Below are 24,093 nucleotides of genomic sequence, written 5' to 3' on the forward strand. Positions count from 1 at the left end.
TCTAATCTCCTAACATACCCAGGTGATCACCATTAAGGTGGCTTTAGTAACGGCATGTGGTGCTAAAAAAGAAAACACACCACAACCTGCAGGTAAGTTATACAAGTCTTCAAGAATCAGACATCTCTACCGCAGGTCAAAAGAACTTGGACTTCCGTTTTATATCCTCAGTGCTAAGTATGGATTGGTCAATGCTGATACTGTCATAGAACCCTATGATAAAGTCATGACACCTGAAAGAGCGGCAGAGCTTCTGCCCCAGGTCAGAGAAGTCATCAAGAACTTTGATCTGATCATTTTCTACAAAGGCGGGGCCAGGAAAGAGTATCGAGAGCTAATTGAGAAAGCATGTAAAGAGACTGGCACGAGACTGATAAGTTTTGGATATGGGAATATGGGAGATATCAGAAACCTTGATAAAATTTTAGAGGGGGCGCTTTATGGCATTTAAACAGACGTATTTCACAGATTTAGGCAGGAAGAAGGCGTTACAAAATGAGTTCCTAATTGTCCCAGAGGAAATTAGGAAGAACCAGGATCTTTTAAAAGAAGTTTTCAAGTTCATACTAGAAGAAATTCCATTAGAAATAAGAAACAATACGCCACTAACTCTAACCGCATGCAGAACTGGAACTTTATCGCCCTATTCCCTGGAGGTTCAATGTCTATTGGATACATGTCCCGATGCTCCCTTTCACTCAAGAGATGACGTTATTGAGCGCCTGAACATAGACTTAGCGACAAAGATATTTAGAGATGCCAAAATAGAGCTTATTGGGATTGATGAGTCCAGAGTCGAAATGCCTCTCCAGGGTAGTGCATATGCATATTTGAAAAGTGTTGCGTTCAGAATATCTAGAACCCCAGAGAGACAGGAAGAATACCTGGGGCCTATTGTAAGGGATTTTAAAGTGGACTTCAGAGAAGATGCTTATTTTGAAAAACGGAACCAATTCTGGGGATATCTACGAAATTTGTTTGTGGCAAAAGTTGTTATTGAGAGAAGCATCAACCGAGGATTTAAGCCGATTGTTTTTATGCATGGCCCGCTAGTCAGAGCTATTGGGGGTTTTACTGATATATTCCTAAAGAAAGAAGAAGCAGTTCGTGTGCTTAGTTTAGATCTTGGATCCGCAGAGGAACTGGGACCGGACAGCTATGAGGGAGATATCATTAGTAAGGATGAGTATGGCGAAGAATTATTAAGAAAACTTCACGATGAGGAAGTAGAAAATGTAGAGGAGATATATGGGAGCATTATAACTCGCTTGGAGAACTCAGGAAGCGATAGCAGACTTTCAAGGCTTTGGTACAAGGCACTTCCAATGAACATCAGAACCGGAAACATGATAGAATTTGAAGACAGGGAATACTACCCCGGAATAACCATATATTTCTGGCTCCTACGTGAGTTATACGATCTTTGTAAAGAGAATGAAGTTCCACTGGTTGCTGTAGTAGAAAATATTGAAAGGGCAACCGAATTCGTCCAATATGTATTACCCCCACTTTTGTTGATGTCATATATCTCGGATGAATATTATGACCTTCCAAAAAATATTAAGAGCATATTCGACAAACACGCAGCGCATGGGGTTCCTTTTGATGCGATTGTAGATAGGATACGGTCAAGAAGACTTGAAAGAGACAAGAGAGATTTCTACCAGTACATTTTCAGGATGATCAAAATGCTGAATATAACGGACTCTGTTATCACAACAAATCTTCTCAATGAAGGAGAATACACCACTCCTATTCAAACATACAGGTATGTGACCCGAGAAATATTCCAAGATAAATTAGGACATGGAGAATATGGCATAGACAATGATTACAGAAGCATCTTGCAATATTATTTTGATCCCGAGGAAAAGAGAATCTTGTTCTCATACCTTAGGACAACGCCGCTAAGAGAGCCAATTAGGATTGAGTTCTTTGACATATACTCTGACTACACTCCGATAGTAGGAGCTACATATCTGCTATCCCTATTCTACCCCAATTATGGGCTTCCAATTATCCTATATTACACTGACAAAGTAGCCAGGACACATACTAACTACCTAAGACAAATCCTAGAATATGTGTTAGTTGACATTCTAAGTGGAGAATTCAGGACAGAAGATATGTTGAGAATATTCAAAGCCTTATCTAGAAACTTTTGGGAAAGGGGGTGAAAAGATGAAAAAGATCGGGAATATTGTTGAAGTGACCTCAACTTTGAGCTTTAAGTTTGTTATAACTGACAAAGAAGCAGAAAAAGAGAACTTGGTCTTTAGTTATGTCGAAGTGCCACTAGATGAGGATGAGAAGATAGTTGGGAGGATCCTGGATGTAAAGAAAGAAAATCCTCTATTAAGTATTGAACAGGCCGGAGCACTAGCCAAAGAGCTTATTGAGGGCATTGGAGTGTCTTTTCCTCCCGAAAGATACACATATGCCATTGCGGAATGTGAAGTGGTGGGCCTTTTAAAAGGAGATAAAATTGAGCAAAATCGCAAACCAGTACCTCCTGGTAAAGAGGTGTATCCTCTTAGTACCGATAGTCTTAGGATACTATTCTATAAGAAATCCCCTGAGTTCATTCCAATCGGAAAAATCGAAAGTTTTGGATCAACAGAGAAGATTCCAATAACAGTTAATGGAGACGAGCTTGTTACCAAGCATTTTGCAGTATTTGGTATGACTGGCTCAGGGAAGACTAATACTGCTGCCAAGATCATTGAGGAACTTGCAATGAGAGGGTATCGGATAATAATTTTTGACCCGCATGGAGACTATTACTCCGCTACTAATGCCAATAGAACTGTTGTGAATTTTGAGGGTGTCTTTGAGATAAATCCAGATAAGAAACGTGAGATGCTAGCATTTTTAGAAAGTGAGGGACTTAGTATCCGGCCAGAAGAGCTTACACCATTGCTTCAAACATTGAGTGTTCTCCTAAATCAACCTATCTGGTACGTCATTACTAACTTTAGAGACATTATTAACAAGATTAAATATAACCTGGATGATATCAAGAAGAGCGACTTATTTGAATTCCAGAAAAAGCTTAAAGAAAACATTAGACAACACATTATTTTTCCGGAACTAAAATATTATGGAGAAGGATTTGAGGACTTCACACTTAAACTTATGGAAGGTTTCCTTGGAGAGAGGTTTAGTGATGCTCAGAGGAGATATTTATACGATTTTATTAAGCCAAAAGATGACAAAGAAAGAAATGAAACTGATAGAAAAGGAGAAGCATTTATAGAAGATCTGATAAAAAAGACCCGGAGAATTGAACATGATGCCACTAGGAGAGCACTAGACGGAAAGTTAAGAAGGCTCAAAAATGCGTACAGGGATCTCAAAAAGATGGCAGACCCTAGTGAAGTTGATAAACTTTCAGTTGATATATTCATGGGGAATACTCCAGAAAGAATTCACGTATTCTCATTATACTCTCTCCCAGAAAAAATGCGTAAAGTTGTTGTATTCGCAATAGTGGAATATATTTTTAGGGCTTACAAATTTGGAATATACAATGAAGACACAAAAGAGACCATCAGGATACCAGAGAAGTCTAGATATCCACTTCTATTTATACTGGAGGAAGCTAGATCTCTAATTCCAGCTCATGCATCACCTGAGAGAGACTATGCAGGATGGTTAGCAGTTTCATCACTTCGGGATCTAGCATATGAAGGAAGAAAATTCAAGTTATCTTATGGGATCATTTCACAAAAACCCTCTACTGTAGACGTAGAAGTAGTATCACAGTGCAATACGTTAATACTCCACCAGTTAAAGAATCCAGATGATCAAGAATATGTTAAGAAAGTCACAGAGGGGTTAACCAAGATAGAAATCGAGATGCTAAAAAACATTGGCACTGGAAAAGCCGTTCTTACAGGTGCGGCTATTAACTCTACTATCTTAATGGAGGTCTTCAGAAGATATAGTCTAGAGGGGATAGTCAGGCCTACACCTTTAAGTGATGTCCTCTACGATCTTAAGATCGATGAATTAAAAAAGCAACTCAGACTATAATTCCCAGGTGGCCTTTATGATTCCATTTTTTGTTTTAGATCGCAGAGCTAGTCTAGAAATTCTCAAGGGACTGTTCATTAAATTCCCTAACCTCCAATTTGGACTAATGACTCATGTCAATGTATCTCACCAATTCACTGAGCTGTTTAGTAAGTTCCCAGCTAAAACCCAGCTGAAGTACGTCGACGATATTCCTGAAAAGGGGAGAAGGTTTAACAGGCTTTTAAAAAAGAACATTATAAAAATCTCTGACAGCGGAGTATTCCAGAAAAATGGTTCAAACCACACCTACGAGGAGCTCTTTGAAAAATATATCCAGTTAAAAGTTGACTATGGGATTATAAAAGACGTTCTCCATGACATGGATGGCACCTTAAAAAGTGCTGAAGAGGCTATCAACGTCTACGAAGACAACGGATTCAAGAAAAAGTTCAAACTAATAGGTGTAGCCCAAGGCAACGATGCTGATGAATATAAAAAATGCTATGGAATGCTCCTGGATATGGGCTACAAATACATCGCCATCGGAGGTCTTCTCGGGAGGCGGCAAAATAGCAAATACGTGTACTTGAAAAATGGGAACGGGCATTTGAGAAAAGTTGTTGAGACCATTACCAATGAGTATTCCCCCGAATGGCTTTTTGTTCTCGGTGTATACCACCCCAATAGGCATAAACTCCTAGATGAGCTTGGAGTCTGGGGTGCAGACTATAAAGGATGGCTCTTTCATTATGACGAGTTTTACAGGAATGCTATGAAAAAGCTAGAAGAACAGGGAAGAATAAACAAAGAAATTCGCGAGAAATACGAGCTATTCCTTCAACACAAAATCCAATATCTTCAAACAAAATCCCCGCAAGATCGAGAAAAGTATTGGGAATCAAGAAAAGAACTCGATAAAACTCTCAAAAAATATGGAACATCTCTTCAAGAACTCAGATTCAGAGAGGTCAGAGAAAGGCTAGAAAGGGAAGTTGTAGCAAAAATGCTGGAGAAAGAGACTAAATGACCTCTCACTTCTTCCCCTTCACACCGAGCCACGCCCCAAGGCCGACCTGCTTTGTCTTCTGGTATCTTAAATCCTCTTTCTTATATCCAAACGCCTCCAAAATCCTCATCACAGCCGGGAGAACCTGGTTCTCGATGTAGTAGTCAGCGTCGTACTTGTGCTTCGTTGGGTCGAACTCGTCGAAGGGTATCGCCCTGTCGCCTATCCTTCCGCTTCCCTTAAGGACGATGTAGCTGATTATCGTGCCGGGGCGAACTTTTATTCCCCTCGCCGCCAAACGCTTGGCTATTGCCACGTGTGGACCAGTTGCTTTGTAGTCCTTAAGCTCGCGGGTTATCTGCTCGTGGATAACGAGCTTCTCCGGCGGGATTTCGTATTTGCTCAGCTTCTCGGTTATCTCCTTGACTATCTTAACGGCCTTCTCAACATTACCGTCCTTTAGGAGAGTCTCAAGAACCCTAGCCTGCGTTTCTTTAGCTATATCACTCCAGTCACGCCTGACTATCTCCAGCCCGCGAGTTACGATCTTGCCCTCCTCGTCGATAACGGCGTACTTCTTTTTGGTGACGAAGAAGCCGCGCTTGTAGAAGCCCTCGTACTCAAGCTCTAGGAGGCCAGGCAGCTTGGCGTTTATATATTTAAGAAACTCTTTAGCCTTCTTTTTGACAGTTTCAGCGTCCGCTCCTGGTATTGTCGCATAAAAGCCGTCTGTGTTGTGGACGAGTATTCCATTGGCAAAGAACCTGTGGGTGTCCTCAACCCCTATGTCATAGACGTAGCCATTATAGGGTATCTCCTCAACTTTCTTAATCTGCACAAGGTCAAAGTCGTACTTGAAGGCCCTCTTTTTCATCATAGATTCCTTGAGATTTTCGACGAGCTTCCTCTGCTTCCTTTCGAGGATGAAGCCTATCCTCTCGGCGAAGGCCCTCTTGTCCTTGATGCGGATATGCTTTGAGTATGTGCCGCTGACCTTTCCGTTGTACCTGTTTGGATTGCTTTCCCTGAACATCGAGTTCGAAACTCCTACGAGCCAGAGGAGCTTTCTAACGTCCTCTAAGAGGGCCCCGTTGACGGAGGTCAATCTTATCTCTGGAACGCCGCGCCTCAGGCTGACCGTTCCGTCGGCCGTGAACAGGCCCCTAAGAAAAGCCTCTATGTAATCGCGCGGGATGTTGAACATAAAGCCAGGAATCCCCTTCTCCCCGTTCTCATCCTTAAAGTACCTAACCATGAACCGCGCCAGTCCTTTTGAGAGTATCGAGAGGTCGCCTTTCCTGCTCTTGTCGTAGTAGTTCGAGATCACTCCCATCTCTTTCAGCGGTTCGAGGACTTTCTGGGCTATTTCGTCCCGGTCGTTGCCGCAGGCGAGGCCAACGTAGTATCTGGCCCAGTTTGAAGAACCACCCCAGTTGCCGTCGCCGACGAGAAGCCCCACCAGCTCCCAGAACTTAACCGCAACCGGGTTTGGCTTTACGCTCTTGGCTAAGGCCTTCCTCGGCGTTATGAGGGACTTCACTGACTTTCCGAGTTCTTCCGGTTTAACCTCAACGAACCGCTCCTTTAACGGTCTGTTCGGCTTTACCTTGGAGGTGTTGAGGTAGCCGATAAGGGAGTGGTCTTCAGTAACTTCCAAGTGCCAGCTATTGGTAAGCCAAACGCGATAAACCTTCTTATCAGTTTTGTGCCTCATGACGTGGGGAACCTTCTTCCAGACTAGCTTCCCCCTGTTGTCAAGGGTCAGGGCTTCAACTCCATCAAGGGTACAGTACTCCTTCTCACCTATTCTGTAATCGACCCTTTCAAATAGATCCTCGATTCTGACGAACTCAACACGCCCCTTCCGCCGTATGATTATCTCGGTGTCCCCGGTGACGCTGTCCGCATACAGCACTTTAAAGCCATATTTCTCCTCAATTTCCCTTATCGTCATCTCAATGTACTCCCTGCCCCAGGCGGTAACGCTCTCGGCGCACTCCTTACAGTACCACCTTGCCCTGGGATAGCCGTAATATCCATAGAAGCTGTTGGCCAAGATCTTGATAGCCTTCTGCCTGTAATCAAGGAGCTTCTTCTCGAGGGGGTCTATCGTAGCCTTCATCTTCCTCTTTATCTTCTGCCTTTCGTCAAGCAGGGCACCGAGCAGACTTGGGATGAACCCAGGAACATCCTTGCAGAACTTGTGGCCGACCTGAGGGGCGACATCATATTCCTTGCAGCCCTCTCTGTTGAGCGTATCCGGCGAGACATTGTGGGTTATGATAATGGAAGGATACAGGCTCCTGAAGTCCAAATAAGCGATGTTCTCCCATAGTCCGCGCTCGGGCTCCTTAACGTAGCCGCCGGCGTAACTGTTCCTTCTCCTCGCTAGCTCCCTGTCGTCTGGCTTGTTCGGTACCAGCTCATTCCTCTCATAGGCCGTCCTCAGCAAGAACCATTCAACCAGATTGCCCGTGCTGGAACGCGACACGTCCCAGAGGCTCTGGCCTATCAGTCTCGAAAGCTGGGCCTCCATCGGGAAGAATTCCCTTCCGAGCTCATAGGTTGCCTTTGCATCTTCCATAGAGTAGCGCGCAACGCGCTCAAGCCCCTCGCCGCTCTCCCAGGCAAGGGTTATCTCCTCCGCGTATACCTTCTCCTTGGGTTTGCCAAAGACCGCCTCATAAACAACCTCAAGGGTGTAGGTCGGCAGGTTGATGGTGCGCCTTATTACCGGATAGAGATCAAAATGAATCCTCCCCTTAACCTCCACGGCGAAGCGGTCGCCCATGCGGTGTATCTTCGGCTCGCTTCCGTCCCGCCCGAGGGTGAAGCTTATCCCAAGCTTTTCGCAACGTTTTTTGAGGTATGAGAAGTCGAAGTTGTCACCGTTGTAGGTAATGAGAACATCAGGATCCTTCTCCTTAACAACCCTCAAAAAGCGCTTTATCATCTCTTTCTCGGTTGAGACGACGTCAACGTAGGGCAGGTCGATCTTTTTCCAGGTTATAACCCTCGCCTCGTTCTCATCCGCGTAGCTTATCATGAGTATGGGTCCGGTTCCGAATTCCTCACCCTCGTGGTAGAGCGTCTCGATGTCAAAGGCGAGCATCTTCAGTTCTTCATCGCCCTCCATGGGGACGAGGCCCTTGTCTATGAGGTAGCGCTTGGCGAAGGGGATGTCATACTCATAGATGTCTACCACAGCGGGATGCTTCCTTATCTCATCCCTTATGGCGGGGACATCCTGCGGGTGCTCGAAGTAGAGCTTCCATACCTCAACCGGTCGACCGAGGAACTTCTTCTTCACTTTCTCGGCACGCTTGACCTTGACGACGGTGTTATATCTCTTCGCCGTTATCTTCTTCACTTCCTCGATGGCAGAATCGTCCTTGAGGAGTGCATAGATGTAAGGCTCGAAGTCTCTGTCGTATTCAATCTTGAACTCACCCTTCTCCTTCTTGAAGATCCTGATGACAGGCTTTCCACCCTCTGTGATGTAGTCGACGTCGAGGATCATAACCAACACCTATTGGGTTATCGAATCCAGAACTAATAAACTTCGCCATCGATGTTCATCAGAAAGAAAGGAGAAAAGACCAACAATCAAGGATTCATAACCTTTGGAACAAGGGCACTGCACTTCTGCTGAAGCTCGGCATTGGCTTTCAAAAGCTCTTCGCTGGGATAGTTGCCGTTCTCTCGCCACTCTGTGGCAAAATTGTAAATCAGGTCTAATCCCCCGCGGACGGCGGAGATGTTGGCAGTTCCGTTTAGAAAGACATTCCGAGAAAGTTCTATGAATGTGATGCATCGGTCGTTTTTTGTCATGTTAACCAACGTTTCATTGTCAGGAAAGTCCTCCGGGAAAATATACATCGCTGAACTTACAAGATTCGATTCCAATCTCGAAAGATCGAGGGCCAGCTCTACCATTGAAAGGTTAAAAACCTCCGTGGAGTTCCGCTCTAGCGAATCGAGCGCCTCCTGTGAATGAAATCGAACGTCGCTGAGGGTTAGCGAGGTCATCTGACGAATGCAGAGTCTCTCGTAGTCCCTCTGCCCCTCTATGAACCTTTGAGAACCATATTCACCTATTAAATAATACAAAGCTCCTCCAACAACAATTAACGCAAGGATTGTGATGATGAGTCTATTTATCTTGGGTTTCATATGTGCAGACCTCCTATTTGTGAATCTCAACAACAAAAAAATGAAATCAAAGAGTTTCAGTTTCCTGTACACTAACTATGCCAAGCCCTAATTTCTAATTTTAGTATTTATAAGACCAACGACTCTAAGAGCTTGGGTTCCTGTTACTTGGTAGTATACTGGAACCTTGAAAAATGCGCCGATTGTCCCGTAGCCGTTTCCTGAAACATGATCAATGTGTACGTACGCTTTTGTCCAGTGTCCAGGCCTAGCCAAGGCGATATTACGGTAGGCAACACGTATTGAGTTCACTGGATCTGGAAAGTCATCAAAATCCGCACCGGGGTCAATATCCACGAAAAAGCGCAAGATGTTAATGGGGTTAACCATGTTGATTAGCAAATCCCAACCCAAGCTTATTTTGTTGAGAGGGGCTGTTTCTCCCGAATATGTGAATTTAGTGTCTATAATGTAATCCTCGGGAGAGCGTGGTACCCACAGACCCACCTCAATAGGATTGGTTCTGGGATCACCCCTATCCCCTAAAAACAGGGGAGTATTTTTGCTAATTCTTTTCCCATTTGAAATTTCTCCCTCGTCCAAAACAATAACTCTAATAAGATAATCTCCATAGTTCTTAATGGAAGTTGACCCATACAATTTTAACGCAACTTTAATGTAATAAGTAGTCTTCCACCTCCACCATCCTACAGAATATTGTTTTTCAACGATCTTTACAACGTCCCTTGAATACGTGGCCATTGGCAATATTCTGTCTGCACCCACTTTGGGCACTACGATTTGCCCAACCTGAATGGCAGGCAAAGTGATAGTCTTGATTTCTGGTTCTAGTGTCATCCAAAGCCACTCTTTGTTAGAAACCCCAGAGGAGGGGATATTCATATTGGACAGAGTCTCCACTAAAGTCTTACTGAATCCCATGAGAGCTATTATGCCCCCATGCCGCTCTCTTGCAAAAATCCAAACAGTACCGTTTTGATATACCACAGCTTCAAGACCAAGTACATCTTCGGAGCGACTCACGTTAAACAAAAACGCGTATCCCTCAAACTCGGTTGATTTAAATATTGAGAAATCCCAATCAACTGATACTTTTTTGTTGTCATATTCAATAGTTCCTCTAACCTTGTGTTCTGAAATATCAAAAACAAAACTTCCAATAGCATTGGAGAAATCCATTCCCGACTTTTGTTGGGGATTCGGATCATAAATGCCTTCGGCACTTACAACTTCCACAGAGTTTCCATAGAAAGCCTCTGCATTCACATTGCCGGTAGCACCAAGAATAAACAATCCCAGCAAAATTGCTAATAGGGATTTGTATTTCATATTGTTCACCTCTAATTCAATATTACAGTACAAATAGTACCATTTTCTTTTATAAGCATTTCTATTCATTTATTAGTAGTAATTTTTTCAAGGATAAATTTTTTCTGAGTTTGGTTTCATAATTAGAACTTGTCGAAAGAAGCGAGAGTAAAGAGTTGCATGATCATGCCCACCACCACTTTTTTAAACTCCCAGTCAAAGCCCAGTCCATGGAGCTGTTTTACAGGGTAAGCTTTCAGGAAGTGGTGGCCGACGCCCTCATGCTCGTTGAGGAGCGCGAGCTGTCTTCGAAGCACGCCCTTGAGAGGGTCTTTAAGAAGGTCGCCGGTAAAGACCGCGAGAAGGCGCGCGGCTTAGCTCACGCCTACGTCTTTGAAATCGAGAAGTGGAGGGCCAAGATTGACTTCATAATCAATTCCGTGCTTAAAGGCTCAAAGGTCGAAGACCTCGATCTCTATCTGGCTAATCTCCTCCGCATAGGCACCTTTGAGATCCACTTCAGGAAGATTCCCCCGGCAATAGCCACCGACTCTATAATCCGCGTCGTCAAGGAGCGCTTTGATTTTTCCCGCGCCAAGTTTGTTAACGCGCTGATGCACGAGATAGAGAAGTTCGACGTCGGGAGGGCCCTAAAGAGGCTCAAAGAGAGGGACAGAATCGAGTGGCTCTCCGTCCGCTTCTCGCATCCCAAGTGGTATGTGGAGTACGCAGTCGAGCTCTTCGGCTACGATGAGGCCGTTCGCCTGCTCCTCAGCAACAACAAGGCGCAGCGCTACTATGTGAGGGCTAACACCCTCAAGACGGACGTTGATTCCCTGAGGGATTATCTCGAAGAGAACGGCGTGAGAACTGCCTTAACTCCCCTTCCCGACGTCCTCAAGATTCTTGAGTATAAAACGCCCGTAACAAGGCTCGACTGGTACAGACAGGGCAAGTTCGTAATTCAGGATTTGGCGAGTGCCTACGTCGCCCACGTTTTAGCTCCAGAGCCTGGGGAGAGGGTTCTCGACCTGGCGGCGGCACCGGGGAGCAAGACCTTCCACGCAGCGGCGCTGATGGAGAACAAAGGGGAGATTGTAGCGGTTGACTACTCCTACGACAGGCTCATGCGCATGAAGGAAAAGATGAAATTGCTCGGAATCAAAAACGTCAAGCTCGTCCACGCGGACGGCCAGAGCTTCAGGGATAAAGAGAAATTTGATAAAATAGTCCTCGACGCCCCATGTTCAAGCTCGGGAACCTACAGGCAGTTTCCGGAAGTCAAGTGGCGCTTCGACGAGAAGAAGATAAAGCGCATCATAAACGTCCAGAGGAACATGTTGAGGAACGCCCATGAGAACCTGAGAGACGGCGGCGAGATGACGTATTCGACGTGCTCTATAAGGATTGACGAGGACGAGGAAAACGTTCTCTTCGCAATAAACCGGGTCGGGCTTGAGGTCACCAACTATCCCTTCAGCTGGGGCGATAGGGGCTTCCTTGAAATAGGGGAGAAAGTCTTCAGAGCATGGACGCACAGGCACGACTGCAACAGCTTCTTCATAGCAAAATTGAGAAAAGAACAGAGTTAGGAGCTCTAAATGGACTTTATAGCCTCTTGGAGCATGTGGACGGCGTCTCTCTCCGTTAGGTAGGCCCTTCTGACCAAGTGCATCTTCGGGAACGTGGGTATCCATCCCCAGGCGCGGAGCTTGATGTCGTTGAGATTGTCAGTGTGCCAAGCGTCCAGCATCATCTGGGTCGCATTCTGGTGCATCTCCATAGCTAATGCGAGCGTTTCATTGTCAACGCCTAAGACAGTTGCGTTGGTGTAGACCTCATCGAACTCGTCGTGGAAGTTGAGGAAGTACATCGTCCAGATCCGCATTATGGCCATCATCCTGGTGTATATGAAAGTGACGGGAACATCGAACTTTAAGTCGTCTATGAGCACAGCGGTGTCTACTATATCATCATCTGCATCGCCCACCTCAAGGACAAGGGTTATCTGCTCACCCTGATACTGGGAGACGTCCACACTGGCGGTGTAGATTGGACTCATGTCCTCTAAGACAACACCGTCCTCACCGTTTATGGGGGTGAGATAGGGATCAATGGCAGTGATGTAGGGTATAGTGCCGTTGGGAAGGGTGGCGGCGATTTTCTTTGTCCCATCGGGAAAGACAACGTAAGCGTAGAAGAAGTCGTTGTAATCTGGGTAATCGTCCGTGACCATCCTCCACTTGAACGAGAGGACCTTTGCACCATATGGGACCCTCAGGGTTATCGTCAGTTTTGCGACGTCATAGATATCCTGACCCGTAGCAGGCTGTCCCCCCGCTATGGAAACTCCCCCAACGCTCTCAACATCGTAGGTTCCATTCCCTGTTACCACGTACCTTGCATCTCCCGAGCTGAGAATCACATACGAGTCACCCTCAATCGGAAAGCCAAGGATTGGCTTTTTGGCGAGGAGAATCTGCTCCTCAACACCTGTAAACTGTGCACTAACGAACGAACCATGGAATTCAGAATTCAGGATAGCGATGGCTTCATCCGTAGCATCCCTAGTGATAACACTCCCATAAATGGCCGCAACAAAGTCCAGGGGGATAACACTCCCAACAATCAAAAGGATTGTAAAAAATATCATCATCTTTCTTGAACTAGACATAAACTCACCCATATCGATATTTGAAACACAATTATTTAAATGTTGTTAATAACCAAGAGAATCTTAAAATGAAAATTTAACTTATAGTGGCTTCCTCCTTACCGGTCCTCTCGGATACTCCTCCTCAAAAATCTCAGCAGTAAAATGGTAGACCTTCGTGTCCTCGTCGAGCCAGCAGTCGGGAGGTAATCCAGCCTTCCAGCAGGTCTGAGCTAAAAACTCCTCCTCATCCCAGCCCCACTCTATAGGCACCTGCGGAAGGAGTAGGCCTGAATGTATCCCCTTCTCGATTATCAGGCCATCCCGGCCCACCTTTATCTTCTTTGGCCTCTCCTCCGGCGGCCCTTCTATAGGCTCGGGCGGCGTCAGGACGCTGACCTCAATGACAATATCGTCCAGCTCGCTCTCCTTCACAGGCGGAAAGCGCGGGTCATCGACGGCAGCGTAGATAGCAGCCTTTATCGTGGCCTCAACTAGAGGATAGATCGGCAGTGGAAAGCCTATGCAGCCCCTAAGAGACATTTGAGGCGGAACGTTATGACGGTTAAGGGTTACGAAAACTCCCATCTTTTCCCAGAGCTCGGGCGGCGTGTCCTCTGGAGGCTTTATCGTTCTGCCGTTGCGGACGTACTCCTCTATGGCCCTTCTCGCGAGCCTGACGAGGAACTCTCCCCACTCCTCCTTGATCATGTACATTCCCTCACCCCCAACCTATGTATGGGTGAATGGTTATTTATCTTTCCCGCAAAGTTTAAAAAATTGCCGAATTAAACTTAGCCAGGTGTCGAAGATGGTTATCGTGGAGTTCGTCATAGTTCCCCTCGGCGAAAGGAGCCTGAGCCGGTACGTAGCAGAGGTAGTAAAGCTTTTAGAGAAAAAGGGTGTTAAGTATCAACTGACCCCGATGGCAACGATCATAGAGGTTTCAACCGTACGGGAAGCCTTCGCGATAATCGAGGAGGCCCACCAGCTCATGTTCAAGCTCGGCGCTGATAGGGTTTCAACGACTGTAAGAATCGACGACAGGCGCGATAAGGCTGTCCACATGGAGGACAAGGTTAAATCAGTCCTCGAAAAGGTGAGGGGTGGTTGAGATTAAGGCCCTGATTTTGGCGATAGATAGGGATGACGATTTCGGCCAGAAGGCCGGCGTTGAAGGTCCCGTTATAGGGAGAGATGCCTGTATAGATGCCGCTTTAAAGCTCAGTCTGGCTGACCCCGAGGACAGCGATGCCAACGTTGTTTATGCGGCCGTCAAGCTCTACGATGAGCTGAAAGGGAGCGGGGAGTTCGATGAGGTGGAGATTGCACTCATAACAGGCCACCCAAAGGTTGGCGTCAAGAGCGACCTCGAGCTGAGCAGGCAGCTCGACGAGGTTCTCCAGAGGTTCCCTGCCGATGGGGTTATCACAGTAACGGACGGCGCTGAGGACGAGCAGATATTCCCAATCATCACATCAAAGGTGCCCATAATAAGCTCTCACCGAGTCGTCGTGAAGCAGAGCGAGGGCATAGAGACGACTTGGTACATAATCGTCAAGTACTCAAAGGAAATCCTTAGCGATCCCGAGGTGGCAAAGGTAGTCCTTGGCATACCGGGCATGATACTCCTGCTCTACGGCATAGCAAGGCTCATAGGCGTCTGGTATCCTGAGAGCGTCAAAATAGTCTCCGCCACGATAACGGGCACAATACTGCTCTTCATTGGAGGCTACTTCTTCACCAAGGGATTCCGCTTCAACTTCAGGGAGACCCTCGCGAAGCAGTTCATATTCGTCATCTCCATCGTAGCAGGTCTGCTCATCATAAGCGGGGGTGCCATAAACGCCTACCTGAGCCTTGAGGAGTACTCCAAGGAGCTCATAGGCGGCTGGCCTGGTACACCACTTCTAGCGACGCTCATTTACATAAACGCCCTGAGCTCGTCCCTAACACTCGGAATATCCGTTATGATAATGGGTAAAATTGTCCAGGCGTACCTGAGGAGGGACCACCACATCTGGTACTATATATCCACTCTCCTCATAATGCCCGCCCTCTGGGTAACAATAGACCTAACGACGAGGTATGCGATGGCCATACTGACGATTTCAGATATAGAGGTTTTCACCAAGTTACTGCTGGCCTTTGTGGACGTCGCCATAGCAGTTCTTGTTGGAATATACCTGAGAGGAAAAGTTAGGGGATGGGAGAGAGTTGAAGCTGGAACAGGCACTTGAAGAGTATGAGAAGAGAAGGAAAAAGGCCGAGAAAGAGGCAGAAAAAGTTAGGAAGAAGTACAACAAGCGCCTCGAGAAGAAGGTCAAAGACATTCTGAAAAAGATAGACGCTTTGGAGAGAAAGGAAGTCCCCAAGAACGTGGACGAGAGGATCAAGAGAATAGTCACCGCCGAGAAAAAAAGCTACGTGGGTGCGCTCAGGAAGGCTTTGGAGAGCATCGAAACCATGGACGATCTCGGAAAGAGGCTTCCGGATCTAGCTAAACTCCACGTCGGACACGGAAAGTACCTGTTGCTGATATTCGAGAAGGACGTTTACGCAATCAATCGCCTTCTGAAGGAGCTCAACGAGGATTACTTGAACTACTACGAAGAGCTCTCAAAGAAAGACCTCATAGAGCTGGAAATTGGGGAGCTCATCGAGGGCGAAGATGAAACGAAGAAAAACCTCTCCCTCGCGGAAAAGGAAAAGAAAGACCTTCAGAAAAAGGTCGAGGAGAAGAAAGCTGAACTTGAGGAATTTTACAGAGAGCATGGCCTTGATGAACTTGAGAAAGGCATCAAAGAGCTGTCATTGAGAGTCAAGAGGGGAGAAATGGAAGTCCGCTCAAGGGCTTCAAAGCTCCAGAAGCCGATAAAAAGAATGCGTCTTCACGAAGAGATAGCGTCCGAGTTCGTGAAGGACAGCTCCGTGGTACTGAAAAGGCCCGAAGAGTTCGTTTCGCTCCTTCAGAAAATTTACCCACGACTAGAGGGCAAGCACAAAAAGACCGCGCAATGGCTAATAGAGAACCTTCTAGAGAAAACCGAGGCCATAGAAGACGACAGGAAAAAGCTGGTAGAACTCGAAAAGAAAAGGGATAAGATCATCAGCGATGCCGAAACCAAAAAGAAGGAAATCTGGGAGCTAGAAAGGTTAATCGAAGAGAAAGAGGCCGAAATAAAGAAGCTCAAGCGCCAGCTGGAGCACCTGGAGAAGGAGCTGAACAAGAGCCTCAGGAAGCTGGAGGAAATCTTGGGAGAGAAAATAGAACGGTAGCCTTATAAGTTAGGTTTCCCTAATTCTCTTTGGGTGGTGAGGATGTTCAAGGTGGACAGGCTGCGCTTTGGAACGGCCGGAATCCCGCTCTCAACGCCGAAGCGCTCAACAATAAACGGCATAATCCATGTGAGAAACCTTGGACTTGATGCCATGGAGCTTGAATTCGTCCGCGGGGTCAACCTCAAGCCCGAGCTGGCAAAGAAGATTAAATACGTCGCTAAAAAACACGATGTTCTCTTAACAGCCCACGCGCCCTACTATATCAACCTTAACGCGAGCGAGAAAGCCAAGGTCGAGGCCAGCAAGAAGCGCATCATCCAGAGTGCCGAGAGGCTCCACGACGCAGGTGGCTGGAGTGTCGTCTTTCATGCTGGGTACTACCTCAGGCAGCCGCCGGAGAAAGTCTACGAGCGCATAAAGAACGCGCTTAGAGATATCGAGCGCGAGCTGATGGACAGGGGCATTAAAGTATGGCTGAGGCCAGAACTCACAGGAAAACCAACGCAGTTCGGGGATTTGAAGGAGATAGTGAGGCTCAGCGAGGAGCTAGAGACAGTTCTTCCAACCATAGACTTTGCCCACGCCCACGCAAGGCACATCGGAAAGTGTAACACAACCGAAGAATGGCGCGAAATGCTGGGCTTCATAGAAGACAGGCTCGGCAGAGAAGCTTTGGACAACATGCACATCCACATGAGCGGCATAAACTACGGGCCAAAGGGCGAGAAGAACCACCTGCCGCTCCAGGAGAGCGACATGAGGTGGGAGGATCTGCTCAAAGTCCTCAAGGAGTTCAAAGTCAAGGGCGTCGTCATAAGCGAGAGTCCGAATATCGAAGAGGATGCAATCCTTATGAAGAAAAAGTACGAGGAAATCAAGATTTAGCCCTTTCATGCCTTCCGTATCTTTCCATTATCTCAAGGAGCTCTTCCTTTGGCAGTGAGTACCTCACGTGGCCGTTTCTTCCCTTCGTTGTTTTCGCCTGAAGGAGGGAATTGATTATCGCTTCCTCGGTTGCTTCCGCAGCTCCAACGAAGAGCCGGCTCAAAGCGTCGTCTGGAAGGAAGCCTATCGCATGAGTCTCCTTTCCGCGCGGAACCGTCTGTGCCGTCGAGAATGCCAGAACGATATCGCCACTGCCGTTGTATGCGTAGCCGCCGGTTCTGGCGAGACCGACCACTGCCCTCCTGGCGAGTCTTCCAAGCTGCCTCGACGTTAGCGGAGCATCCGTCGCGATAACCATCGATATGCTCCCGCCGAGCGAAAGACCTCTTCCGGGATAATCCTTCAGCTCAAGCCCAACAGGAACGCCAGCGATGGTTAAGTCTTCCCTCTTGCCGAAATTGCTGAGAACCAGGGCAGCAACAGTGTATTCCTCGCTCCCTATCTCGACGATCCTCGATGACGATCCTATTCCGCCCTTGAACTCGAAGGCGCTCATTCCAGTGCCCGCTCCAACGGAGCCTTCCTCGAAGTCGAGCGAAGCCTTCTTGACGGCCTCGAAGACGTGCTCCTTCCTCACGGCGCGCCTCTTGATGTCGTTTAGGTAGCCGTCGTTGCACTCCATAACAACTGGATTAACCGAGATGGCCTTGGGATTCTCATCGGCCCAGAGGTCTATGAGGGCATCGGCCACAGTGTAAACGCTCAGTGTGTTGGTTAAAGCTATGGGCGTCTCAATGTAGCCGAGCTCCTCAACCTGAACGAAGCCTATCGGCTTTGAGAAGCCGTTCATAACGAAAGTACCCGCAAAGAGCTTCTCCTCATAAGGGTTCTCGACCGGCGGCAAAAGAACAGTAACTCCCGTTCTGATGTCTTCACCTTCAATTATCGTCGTATGACCTACTTTGACGCCTAGGTCAGCAATGGAATTCCTCTTTCCGTGAGCATAGCGGCCGATTCTTATTCCCAGCTCAGGGGCTTTCATGGTATCACCAGAGAGAGTTCGCACTGGGATTTAACAACTTTGTCCAAATCAAAACTTATAAGCCAACAAAACCGAGTTGTGAACATGAGGCTTTCGAAGCTCGTGCTGCTCGTTCCGCTGGCTTTCCTTGTGGCCTTCTTCTACATCCCCCTAATCAGCATAATAAAGACGGGATTGTGGGATAATGGCCCGACGCTCAAGTACATAGCCTCGGTTCTCTCAAACAACTATCACCGGCGTGTGATCCTTTTCACGATAGGCCAGGCAATAGCATCCACGCTCCTGACCTTGGCCCTCGGTCTTCCTGGGGCATATATCTTTGCCAAGTACGATTTCCCCGGAAAAAGCCTGCTCAAAGCGGTCCTCACCGTCCCATTCGTCATGCCAAGCGTGATGGTAGCCTTGGGCTACATCCTGCTCTTCGGTAAGAGCGGCTTCATAACCCAGATTATCGGCCGCGATTTGGGGATAATATACTCCTGGAAGGCCATACTTCTCGCCCACGCCTTCTATAACTTCCCCATCGTCATCAGAATAGTTTCCTCCCTCTGGCAGCGTGTTAATCCCCACTACGAGGAGATGGCGATGGCTTTGGGTGCCCGAGACTGGAGGCTCTTCTGGAAGGTGACGCTCCCCCTGATTTCTCCCGCGATTTTCGCCTCGGCGATGCTCACCTTCGTCTTCTGCTTCCTCAGCTTCTCCATTCCGCTCATCCTCGGCGGCTACCAGTACGCGACCATAGAGGTGGACATCTTCACCTCGATAATGGTGCTCTTGGACTTCAAGACGGGTTCTGCTCTGGCGATAATCCAGATAACGCTCAGCATGCTCTTCATGTACCTCTACCTGAGGAGCCTCGACGCCTACGCTAGGCGTGAGGAGCAGAGAGTTCTCCAGAGGCCAAAGCGCTTTACGCGGAAAGACGTTTTCAGTCTTAAGGGACTCCTCACAGGGGCCTACTCGTTAGCCGTTCTGCTCTTCATCATAGCCCCGCTTTTAGCAGTCCTCTATGATTCCCTGCACTTCAACGACCAGTGGAGCCTCGAGTGGTACAGGAGGATATTCTCGACCGAATACAATCCCATGTTCGGTGCCACAACGCTCGACGCGATAAGGAACTCCCTAACCTTTGGATTTGCGACGGTCTTCCTCTCAGTGATAATCGCCCTTCCAGTCGCCTACGCGCTTCACCGCTGGAACTTCAAAGGAAAGCGGCTCTTCGACGTCCTCGTTATGCTCCCGCTGGCGAGTTCTGCCATAACCCTCGGTTTGGGATACATCAGGATCTTCCACGGCACGCCGCTCTACTACACCGCCTGGCTCATCATCGCTGCTCACACGATAATTGCCTATCCTTTCGTCCTGAGGGCAGTTTCGACTTCGCTGAAGAAGATAAGACCCAACCTATGGGAGGCAGCCCTGAGTCTCGGCGCGAAGGAATGGAAAGCCTTTCTCAGGGTTGAGCTACCGCTTGCTCTGGGCGGCGTTATAGTGGGCGCCATCTTCGCCTTCGCAATAAGCATAGCCGAGCTTGGAGCGACCTACATGCTGGCAAAGCCGGAATACACCACTATGACGGTTGCAATATACCGCTTCCTCGGGGCGAGACAGTTCGGTTCTGCTTCGGCCCTTTCGGTTCTCCTGATGGCGATTTCAACCGCGAGCTTCCTGATCATAGAGAGGATAGGTGAGGAAGTATGGTGAGGGTCGAACTGAGAAACGTGGTTAGGGCATGGGAAGATTTCAGGCTGACCATCGAGTATCTGGAAGCCAGAGACGGCGAGTTTTTAACGCTCCTCGGTCCGAGCGGCTGCGGAAAGACGACGACGCTCAGGATAATAGCGGGCTTTGAGAAGCCCGATACCGGAGAGATACTTTTCGACGGGAAGGTCGTGAACGAGCTGCCGCCTTACGAGAGGGGCATAGGGATAGTCTTTCAGGACTACGCGCTCTTTCCCCACATGACGGTCTTCAAGAACGTTGCTTTCGGTCTGGAAATGAAGAGGCTCCCGAAGGCCGAGATTGAGAGAAAGGTAAGATGGGCATTGGAGCTTGTTGGTTTGGAAGGCCTCGAAAACCGTTACCCGGAACAGCTGAGCGGCGGCCAGCAGCAAAGGGTAGCCCTGGCCAGAGCCTTAGTAGTCGAACCGGACGTTCTCCTCCTCGACGAACCGCTCAGCAACCTCGACGCTAAAATACGAGAGAGGTTGCGGGGCGAGATAAGGAGAATCCAGCGTGAGCTTGGAATAACAACCATCTACGTCACCCACGACCAAGAAGAGGCAATGGCAATAAGCGACAGGATAGCAGTGATGAACTTCGGCAAAGTCGAGCAGGTTGGAAAGCCGCTGGAGCTTTACTACAGGCCCAAGACGGAGTTCGTGGCGCGCTTTCTGGGGCTGAGCAACATCCTTGAGCTGAAGGCCAAGGATGGGAAGGCCTGCATAGGTGGATTGTGCTTCTACGTTGAGAGGGATGGAAAGGTCAGGGTCTTTTTCAGGCCGGAGAGCGTTTACGTGAAGCCCGGGGAGATGGCGGAGGTAGTGGACTACGAGCTTCTGCCCGGGAGGATAAGGCTCAGGCTTAAAATCGGAGACGAGCTTATCCTGGCCGAGCGCTTCCTTGACGAGCTTCCATTCTCGGTGGAAGAACTGCCAGCAAGAGTCGATGTGGATGTTCGCTCGTTTTCTATTCTCGGATGAATCCTCCTTTTGGTATCCTTCTGGAGTCCTCCAGGGTAAAAAGCTGCGCTTCTTATTTACAAATTTTTGTCAAAAAAAGCTTTAAAAAACAGAATTATTAGCAAGAATCAGTTAACTTACGGGGGTGCGCTCATGGGCTGGTTCGAGAGGTACTTCGAGTTTGATAGGTACGGCACCGATATGAAAACTGAGGTTCTGGCAGGCGTTACGACTTTCATGACCATGGCCTACATTCTCTTCGTGAACCCAGCTATACTCAGCGATGCCATGGGCAAGGAAGCCTTCAACTCGCTGGTCGCGGTTACAGCCCTCGCGGCGGGCTTTGCAACCCTCCTCATGGGTCTCTACGCCAAGAAGCCCTTCGCCCTCGCTCCAGGAATGGGACTGAACGCCTACTTCGCCTACAGCGTGGTTCTGGGCATGGGTTATGACTGGCGCGTTGCTTTGGCGGCAGTCTTCGTCGAGGGTCTCATCTTCATCGCATTGAGTGTTACCAAGGTCAGGAGCGCCATAATTCACGCGATTCCGCTCAGCCAGAAGTACGCGGTTGGCGCTGGAATAGGCCTCTTCCTTACTCTCATAGGCCTCAACGACGTCGGACTTCTCACAGCTTTCGTCCGGGATGGGGTGCTCAAATTCACAGGCCTGAACGCCACCGCACTGGCCAGCAAGCAGATCCTGCTGTTTTTCTTCGGGCTCTTCCTCACCGCGGTTCTCATTGCACTCCGCATTAAGGGAGCTCTGCTCATCTCCATCATAGCCACCAGCATCCTCGGCTGGATTACTGGAGCCGCGCCGTGGCCGGATCAAATTTTCTCAACCCCGGACATAAGCTACACCTTCATGAAGATGGACCTCCAGGGATTGCTCAACGTTGGAGCAATCGGTGTGGTCTTCGCGTTCTTCATGGTTGACTTCTTCGACACCCTCGGAACGGTGACCGGCCTGAGCGCCAAGGCTGGCTTCATAACCAGAGACGGAAAGATACCCGATGCAGAAAAGGTCCTTCTCACTGATGCCGTTGGCACGACCGTCGGTGCAATCCTTGGAACCTCGACAGTCACCACATACATCGAGAGCGCAGCGGGAATAGAAGAGGGCGGCAGAACTGGAATGACTGCCCTAGTTACGGGCTTCCTGTTCTTGGTCATAGGTCTATTCATAGCTCCATTGGCACAGGCAATACCGGCCTTTGCCACTGCTCCAGCGCTGGTCATAGTGGGTTACTACATGCTCAGCGCTATTAAGGAGGTAGACTTTACCGACCACACGGAGGCGATTCCAGCGTTTCTTGTGCTCATAACAATACCCTACACCTACTCTATAGCGGATGGGATAGGCATGGGCTTCATCAGCTATACTCTGATCAAGCTTTTCAGCGGCCGCGGAAAAGAAGTTCACCCACTGATGTACGTCCTCGCCCTGGTGTTCATAGCCTACTTCGCATACCTCACCGGGATCATTTGAACCAGGATTTCTGTTTTTCTTTTTAAATTTAGCAAGAGCAAGGAAATCATTTTTTCTGATTCTCTGCCAGCTTCTCTTTGATGAACTGCTTGAGCACGTAGGGGCACTGCTCCTGGATGAACTGGGCGAACTCCCTTATCCTCTGCACGGTTATCTCACTGACGTAGTGCTCGAACTGACAGGCGTCGTGCTCCGCTATCTCTGGCGGAATACCGAGGATGTCTATGAAGAACTGCGTGAGGAGGAGGTGCTTTGAGTACGTTGTTTCGGCTATTTCCTTGCCCTTCTCGGTAAGCAGAATCCTGTCGTATTTCTCGTATTCGACTAGGCCCTTTTCGTTGAGCTTTTTAAGCGCATCGACGACGCTCGGCGGCTTTACGCGCATCATTTTAGCTATGTCCTTAACCCGAATGATTCCTTTGTTCTTGTGGAGGATGTATATAGTCTCGAGATACTCCTCTTCCCTTTTGCTTATCTCCAACGGCCTCACCTGTCGTTAGGTCACCCAAAAATGTTTAAGTAGTTTTCGCACGGGGCAAACTTCACCTGCGCGACGTTGGAGCAAAGCTCCAACGCACGGGACGACAGTCCCGTTGAGTTTGATCAAGGCTCGTGATTCTCCGTTCATTGCCTGCTGGAATAATGCATTTCCTTGTAAGTGCTTATTCTCCTAAGTTTAAAATCTTGTTAAAAAAGCACCTAAAGGATTCACTTCAACTGGCACCCTTCGGGTGATAGAAATATGAATCCATATCAAAAAAGCAAAAAATTTGACTTGTTTTAGGCGTTGATTAGTGTCATGCTCTTGAAATGCCTCTTCAAGAGGCTACATTAAGAAGGAATCACGAACTTCTGGTGAAGCTTTTCCAAAAGCTCGAAGGCTGGAAAGAGTTTGTATGTCTTTTTGAATTCACTAAAAGGGAGGGTTTCCTTCAAGATTGGTCTTCGATAAGTTGTTTCAGCTTCCAGCATCCGAAGGACGCGAGTAGAGTGAAACACTTCAAACTAGTATGTAAAGATGGGAAACCTCGTGAGAATTAGGCACTTAGAATAAAAGGACATACAAACCTTGATCAAACTTCGCGTAGGCGAAGTTTGTATTGCTGGCGGGCCGGACGGGATTCGAACCCGCGGCCACGGGGTTAAAAGCCCCGCGCTCTAACCAGGCTGAGCTACCGGCCCATGCCCGATGGGATAACAGTGAGGATGTTTTATAAGCTTTGCCCCCCACAGTCCCTGCTAACGCAAGCTAACTTGAATTCAATGTTAAATGAGTCCTTTGTTGGGATGCCTCATCAAATTTGGCAGTTTAAGAAGTTAACCACATTTGATCAAACTTTTCTGACGAAAAGTTTGTTAGAGAATGGCGCCCGGGTCGGGATTTGAACCCGAGTCACGGGAGTGACAGTCCCGTATGATGGGCCTGGCTACACCACCCGGGCATTTGAGTGGCCGGCGGCGTCCCCGGTTTCCCGCCCCCTCTCGGAGGGCAGTACACCCGGGATCGCTGGCGGGCTTAACTTCCGGGGTCGAAACGAGACCGGGTGTGACCCCGCCG

19 protein-coding genes, 2 tRNA genes and 1 rRNA gene are annotated in these 24,093 nt (G+C 48.2%); 12 read left to right on the forward strand and 10 right to left on the reverse strand.

Going from position 1 to position 24,093, the window contains the following annotated elements; all coding sequences use genetic code 11:
* Nucleotides 1-22: 22 nt before the first annotated feature.
* Genes E3E32_RS06165 through E3E32_RS06180 form a run of 4 tightly spaced genes read left to right on the forward strand, consistent with a single transcriptional unit; the run spans nt 23 to nt 5,044 of the window.
* Nucleotides 23-451 carry a DUF6884 domain-containing protein gene (locus E3E32_RS06165; protein ID WP_167730818.1) on the forward strand — a complete coding sequence of 143 codons (429 nt, stop codon included), beginning with the start codon at nt 23-25 and terminating at the stop codon, nt 449-451.
* The gene (locus tag E3E32_RS06170) at nt 441-2,177 is read left to right on the forward strand and encodes a DNA double-strand break repair nuclease NurA (RefSeq protein WP_167730819.1); all 1,737 of its coding nucleotides are present in this window, start codon (nt 441-443) and stop codon (nt 2,175-2,177) included. The genes E3E32_RS06165 and E3E32_RS06170 overlap by 11 nt, the downstream gene beginning before the upstream one ends.
* 4 nt (nt 2,178-2,181) lie before the next feature.
* Nucleotides 2,182-4,035, forward strand: a complete 1,854-nt coding sequence (locus tag E3E32_RS06175) for an ATP-binding protein (protein WP_167730820.1) — start codon at nt 2,182-2,184, stop codon at nt 4,033-4,035.
* A 16-nt stretch (nt 4,036-4,051) separates the two neighbouring features.
* Complete coding sequence (locus tag E3E32_RS06180) at nt 4,052-5,044, forward strand: hypothetical protein (protein WP_167730821.1); 993 nt, start codon at nt 4,052-4,054, stop codon at nt 5,042-5,044.
* Nucleotides 5,045-5,048: 4 nt separating this feature from the next.
* Here E3E32_RS06180 and E3E32_RS06185 read toward each other — a convergent pair whose 3' ends face one another.
* The 3 genes from E3E32_RS06185 to E3E32_RS06195 all read right to left on the reverse strand — a co-directional run bounded on the left by E3E32_RS06185 (nt 5,049) and on the right by E3E32_RS06195 (nt 10,525).
* On the reverse strand, nt 5,049-8,543 hold the full coding sequence (locus E3E32_RS06185; protein ID WP_167731027.1) for a DNA polymerase domain-containing protein: 3,495 nt from the start codon (nt 8,541-8,543) through the stop codon (nt 5,049-5,051).
* An 86-nt stretch (nt 8,544-8,629) separates the two neighbouring features.
* Nucleotides 8,630-9,196, reverse strand: coding sequence for a hypothetical protein (locus E3E32_RS06190; protein WP_167730822.1), 567 nt, complete (start codon nt 9,194-9,196; stop codon nt 8,630-8,632).
* Between the two features lie 87 nt (nt 9,197-9,283).
* Nucleotides 9,284-10,525 (reverse strand): hypothetical protein, encoded by a 1,242-nt coding sequence (locus E3E32_RS06195; protein ID WP_167730823.1) that lies wholly within the window; start codon nt 10,523-10,525, stop codon nt 9,284-9,286.
* A 209-nt stretch (nt 10,526-10,734) separates the two neighbouring features.
* On the opposite strand from E3E32_RS06195, the gene E3E32_RS06200 reads away from it, so the two are divergent.
* A complete protein-coding gene (locus E3E32_RS06200) occupies nt 10,735-12,096 on the forward strand; it encodes an RsmB/NOP family class I SAM-dependent RNA methyltransferase (RefSeq protein WP_167730824.1) in 1,362 nt (453 codons plus the stop codon).
* Nucleotides 12,097-12,101: 5 nt separating this feature from the next.
* Here E3E32_RS06200 and E3E32_RS06205 read toward each other — a convergent pair whose 3' ends face one another.
* Both E3E32_RS06205 and E3E32_RS06210 read right to left on the reverse strand, forming a co-directional pair.
* Nucleotides 12,102-13,178 carry a hypothetical protein gene (locus E3E32_RS06205; protein ID WP_167730825.1) on the reverse strand — a complete coding sequence of 359 codons (1,077 nt, stop codon included), beginning with the start codon at nt 13,176-13,178 and terminating at the stop codon, nt 12,102-12,104.
* Between the two features lie 81 nt (nt 13,179-13,259).
* Nucleotides 13,260-13,874, reverse strand: coding sequence for a TIGR00296 family protein (locus E3E32_RS06210; protein ID WP_167730826.1), 615 nt, complete (start codon nt 13,872-13,874; stop codon nt 13,260-13,262).
* A 94-nt stretch (nt 13,875-13,968) separates the two neighbouring features.
* Here E3E32_RS06210 and E3E32_RS06215 point away from each other — a divergent pair, with 94 nt between their 5' ends.
* From E3E32_RS06215 to E3E32_RS06230, 4 genes are read left to right on the forward strand one after another with little or no spacing between them, the layout of a single operon-like run.
* Entirely contained in the window at nt 13,969-14,271 is a 303-nt protein-coding gene (locus E3E32_RS06215; protein ID WP_167731028.1) for an MTH1187 family thiamine-binding protein, read from the forward strand.
* Nucleotides 14,264-15,397 carry a DUF373 family protein gene (locus E3E32_RS06220; protein WP_370456357.1) on the forward strand — a complete coding sequence of 378 codons (1,134 nt, stop codon included), beginning with the start codon at nt 14,264-14,266 and terminating at the stop codon, nt 15,395-15,397. Before E3E32_RS06215 ends, E3E32_RS06220 begins: the two co-directional genes overlap by 8 nt.
* Nucleotides 15,375-16,436 carry a hypothetical protein gene (locus tag E3E32_RS06225; RefSeq protein WP_167730827.1) on the forward strand — a complete coding sequence of 354 codons (1,062 nt, stop codon included), beginning with the start codon at nt 15,375-15,377 and terminating at the stop codon, nt 16,434-16,436. The genes E3E32_RS06220 and E3E32_RS06225 overlap by 23 nt, the downstream gene beginning before the upstream one ends.
* Before the next feature lie 42 nt (nt 16,437-16,478).
* The gene (locus E3E32_RS06230; RefSeq protein ID WP_167731030.1) at nt 16,479-17,324 is read left to right on the forward strand and encodes a deoxyribonuclease IV; all 846 of its coding nucleotides are present in this window, start codon (nt 16,479-16,481) and stop codon (nt 17,322-17,324) included.
* On the opposite strand, the gene E3E32_RS06235 is transcribed toward E3E32_RS06230, so the two are convergent.
* Nucleotides 17,314-18,366: a P1 family peptidase gene (locus tag E3E32_RS06235; RefSeq protein WP_167730828.1), complete on the reverse strand. Its 1,053-nt coding sequence runs from the start codon at nt 18,364-18,366 to the stop codon at nt 17,314-17,316. The two genes, E3E32_RS06230 and E3E32_RS06235, sit on opposite strands and share 11 nt — an antisense overlap.
* 84 nt (nt 18,367-18,450) lie before the next feature.
* Here E3E32_RS06235 and E3E32_RS06240 point away from each other — a divergent pair, with 84 nt between their 5' ends.
* From E3E32_RS06240 to E3E32_RS06250, 3 genes are all read left to right on the forward strand, one after another.
* Nucleotides 18,451-20,070 carry an iron ABC transporter permease gene (locus E3E32_RS06240; protein ID WP_167730829.1) on the forward strand — a complete coding sequence of 540 codons (1,620 nt, stop codon included), beginning with the start codon at nt 18,451-18,453 and terminating at the stop codon, nt 20,068-20,070.
* Nucleotides 20,064-21,068 carry an ABC transporter ATP-binding protein gene (locus E3E32_RS06245; RefSeq protein ID WP_012572921.1) on the forward strand — a complete coding sequence of 335 codons (1,005 nt, stop codon included), beginning with the start codon at nt 20,064-20,066 and terminating at the stop codon, nt 21,066-21,068. The genes E3E32_RS06240 and E3E32_RS06245 overlap by 7 nt, the downstream gene beginning before the upstream one ends.
* Nucleotides 21,069-21,200: 132 nt before the next feature.
* Nucleotides 21,201-22,535 carry an NCS2 family permease gene (locus E3E32_RS06250; protein WP_167730830.1) on the forward strand — a complete coding sequence of 445 codons (1,335 nt, stop codon included), beginning with the start codon at nt 21,201-21,203 and terminating at the stop codon, nt 22,533-22,535.
* 46 nt (nt 22,536-22,581) lie between these two features.
* Here E3E32_RS06250 and E3E32_RS06255 read toward each other — a convergent pair whose 3' ends face one another.
* From E3E32_RS06255 to rrf, 4 genes are all read right to left on the reverse strand, one after another.
* Complete coding sequence (locus tag E3E32_RS06255) at nt 22,582-23,016, reverse strand: metal-dependent transcriptional regulator (RefSeq protein ID WP_012572919.1); 435 nt, start codon at nt 23,014-23,016, stop codon at nt 22,582-22,584.
* 623 nt (nt 23,017-23,639) lie between these two features.
* Nucleotides 23,640-23,717: transfer RNA gene (locus E3E32_RS06260), tRNA-Lys, on the reverse strand.
* Between the two features lie 182 nt (nt 23,718-23,899).
* Nucleotides 23,900-23,977: transfer RNA gene (locus E3E32_RS06265), tRNA-Asp, on the reverse strand.
* 8 nt (nt 23,978-23,985) lie between these two features.
* Nucleotides 23,986-24,093: ribosomal RNA gene (gene rrf / locus E3E32_RS06270) — 5S ribosomal RNA — on the reverse strand; the annotation flags it as partial.

Source organism: Thermococcus sp. GR6, assembly GCF_012027415.1.
Taxonomy (GTDB): domain Archaea; phylum Methanobacteriota_B; class Thermococci; order Thermococcales; family Thermococcaceae; genus Thermococcus; species Thermococcus onnurineus.

Coding starts and splice junctions, on each gene's coding strand:
- E3E32_RS06215 (WP_167731028.1), top strand. CDS start 13,969: ATGGTTATCGTGGAGTTCGTCATAGTTCCCCTCGGCGAAAGGAGCCTG.
- E3E32_RS06195 (WP_167730823.1), bottom strand. CDS start 10,525: ATGAAATACAAATCCCTATTAGCAATTTTGCTGGGATTGTTTATTCTT.
- E3E32_RS06250 (WP_167730830.1), top strand. CDS start 21,201: ATGGGCTGGTTCGAGAGGTACTTCGAGTTTGATAGGTACGGCACCGAT.
- E3E32_RS06175 (WP_167730820.1), top strand. CDS start 2,182: ATGAAAAAGATCGGGAATATTGTTGAAGTGACCTCAACTTTGAGCTTT.
- E3E32_RS06200 (WP_167730824.1), top strand. CDS start 10,735: ATGGAGCTGTTTTACAGGGTAAGCTTTCAGGAAGTGGTGGCCGACGCC.
- E3E32_RS06235 (WP_167730828.1), bottom strand. CDS start 18,366: ATGAAAGCCCCTGAGCTGGGAATAAGAATCGGCCGCTATGCTCACGGA.
- E3E32_RS06180 (WP_167730821.1), top strand. CDS start 4,052: ATGATTCCATTTTTTGTTTTAGATCGCAGAGCTAGTCTAGAAATTCTC.
- E3E32_RS06185 (WP_167731027.1), bottom strand. CDS start 8,543: ATGATCCTCGACGTCGACTACATCACAGAGGGTGGAAAGCCTGTCATC.
- E3E32_RS06230 (WP_167731030.1), top strand. CDS start 16,479: ATGTTCAAGGTGGACAGGCTGCGCTTTGGAACGGCCGGAATCCCGCTC.
- E3E32_RS06240 (WP_167730829.1), top strand. CDS start 18,451: ATGAGGCTTTCGAAGCTCGTGCTGCTCGTTCCGCTGGCTTTCCTTGTG.
- E3E32_RS06190 (WP_167730822.1), bottom strand. CDS start 9,196: ATGAAACCCAAGATAAATAGACTCATCATCACAATCCTTGCGTTAATT.
- E3E32_RS06210 (WP_167730826.1), bottom strand. CDS start 13,874: ATGTACATGATCAAGGAGGAGTGGGGAGAGTTCCTCGTCAGGCTCGCG.
- E3E32_RS06205 (WP_167730825.1), bottom strand. CDS start 13,178: ATGTCTAGTTCAAGAAAGATGATGATATTTTTTACAATCCTTTTGATT.
- E3E32_RS06170 (WP_167730819.1), top strand. CDS start 441: ATGGCATTTAAACAGACGTATTTCACAGATTTAGGCAGGAAGAAGGCG.
- E3E32_RS06245 (WP_012572921.1), top strand. CDS start 20,064: ATGGTGAGGGTCGAACTGAGAAACGTGGTTAGGGCATGGGAAGATTTC.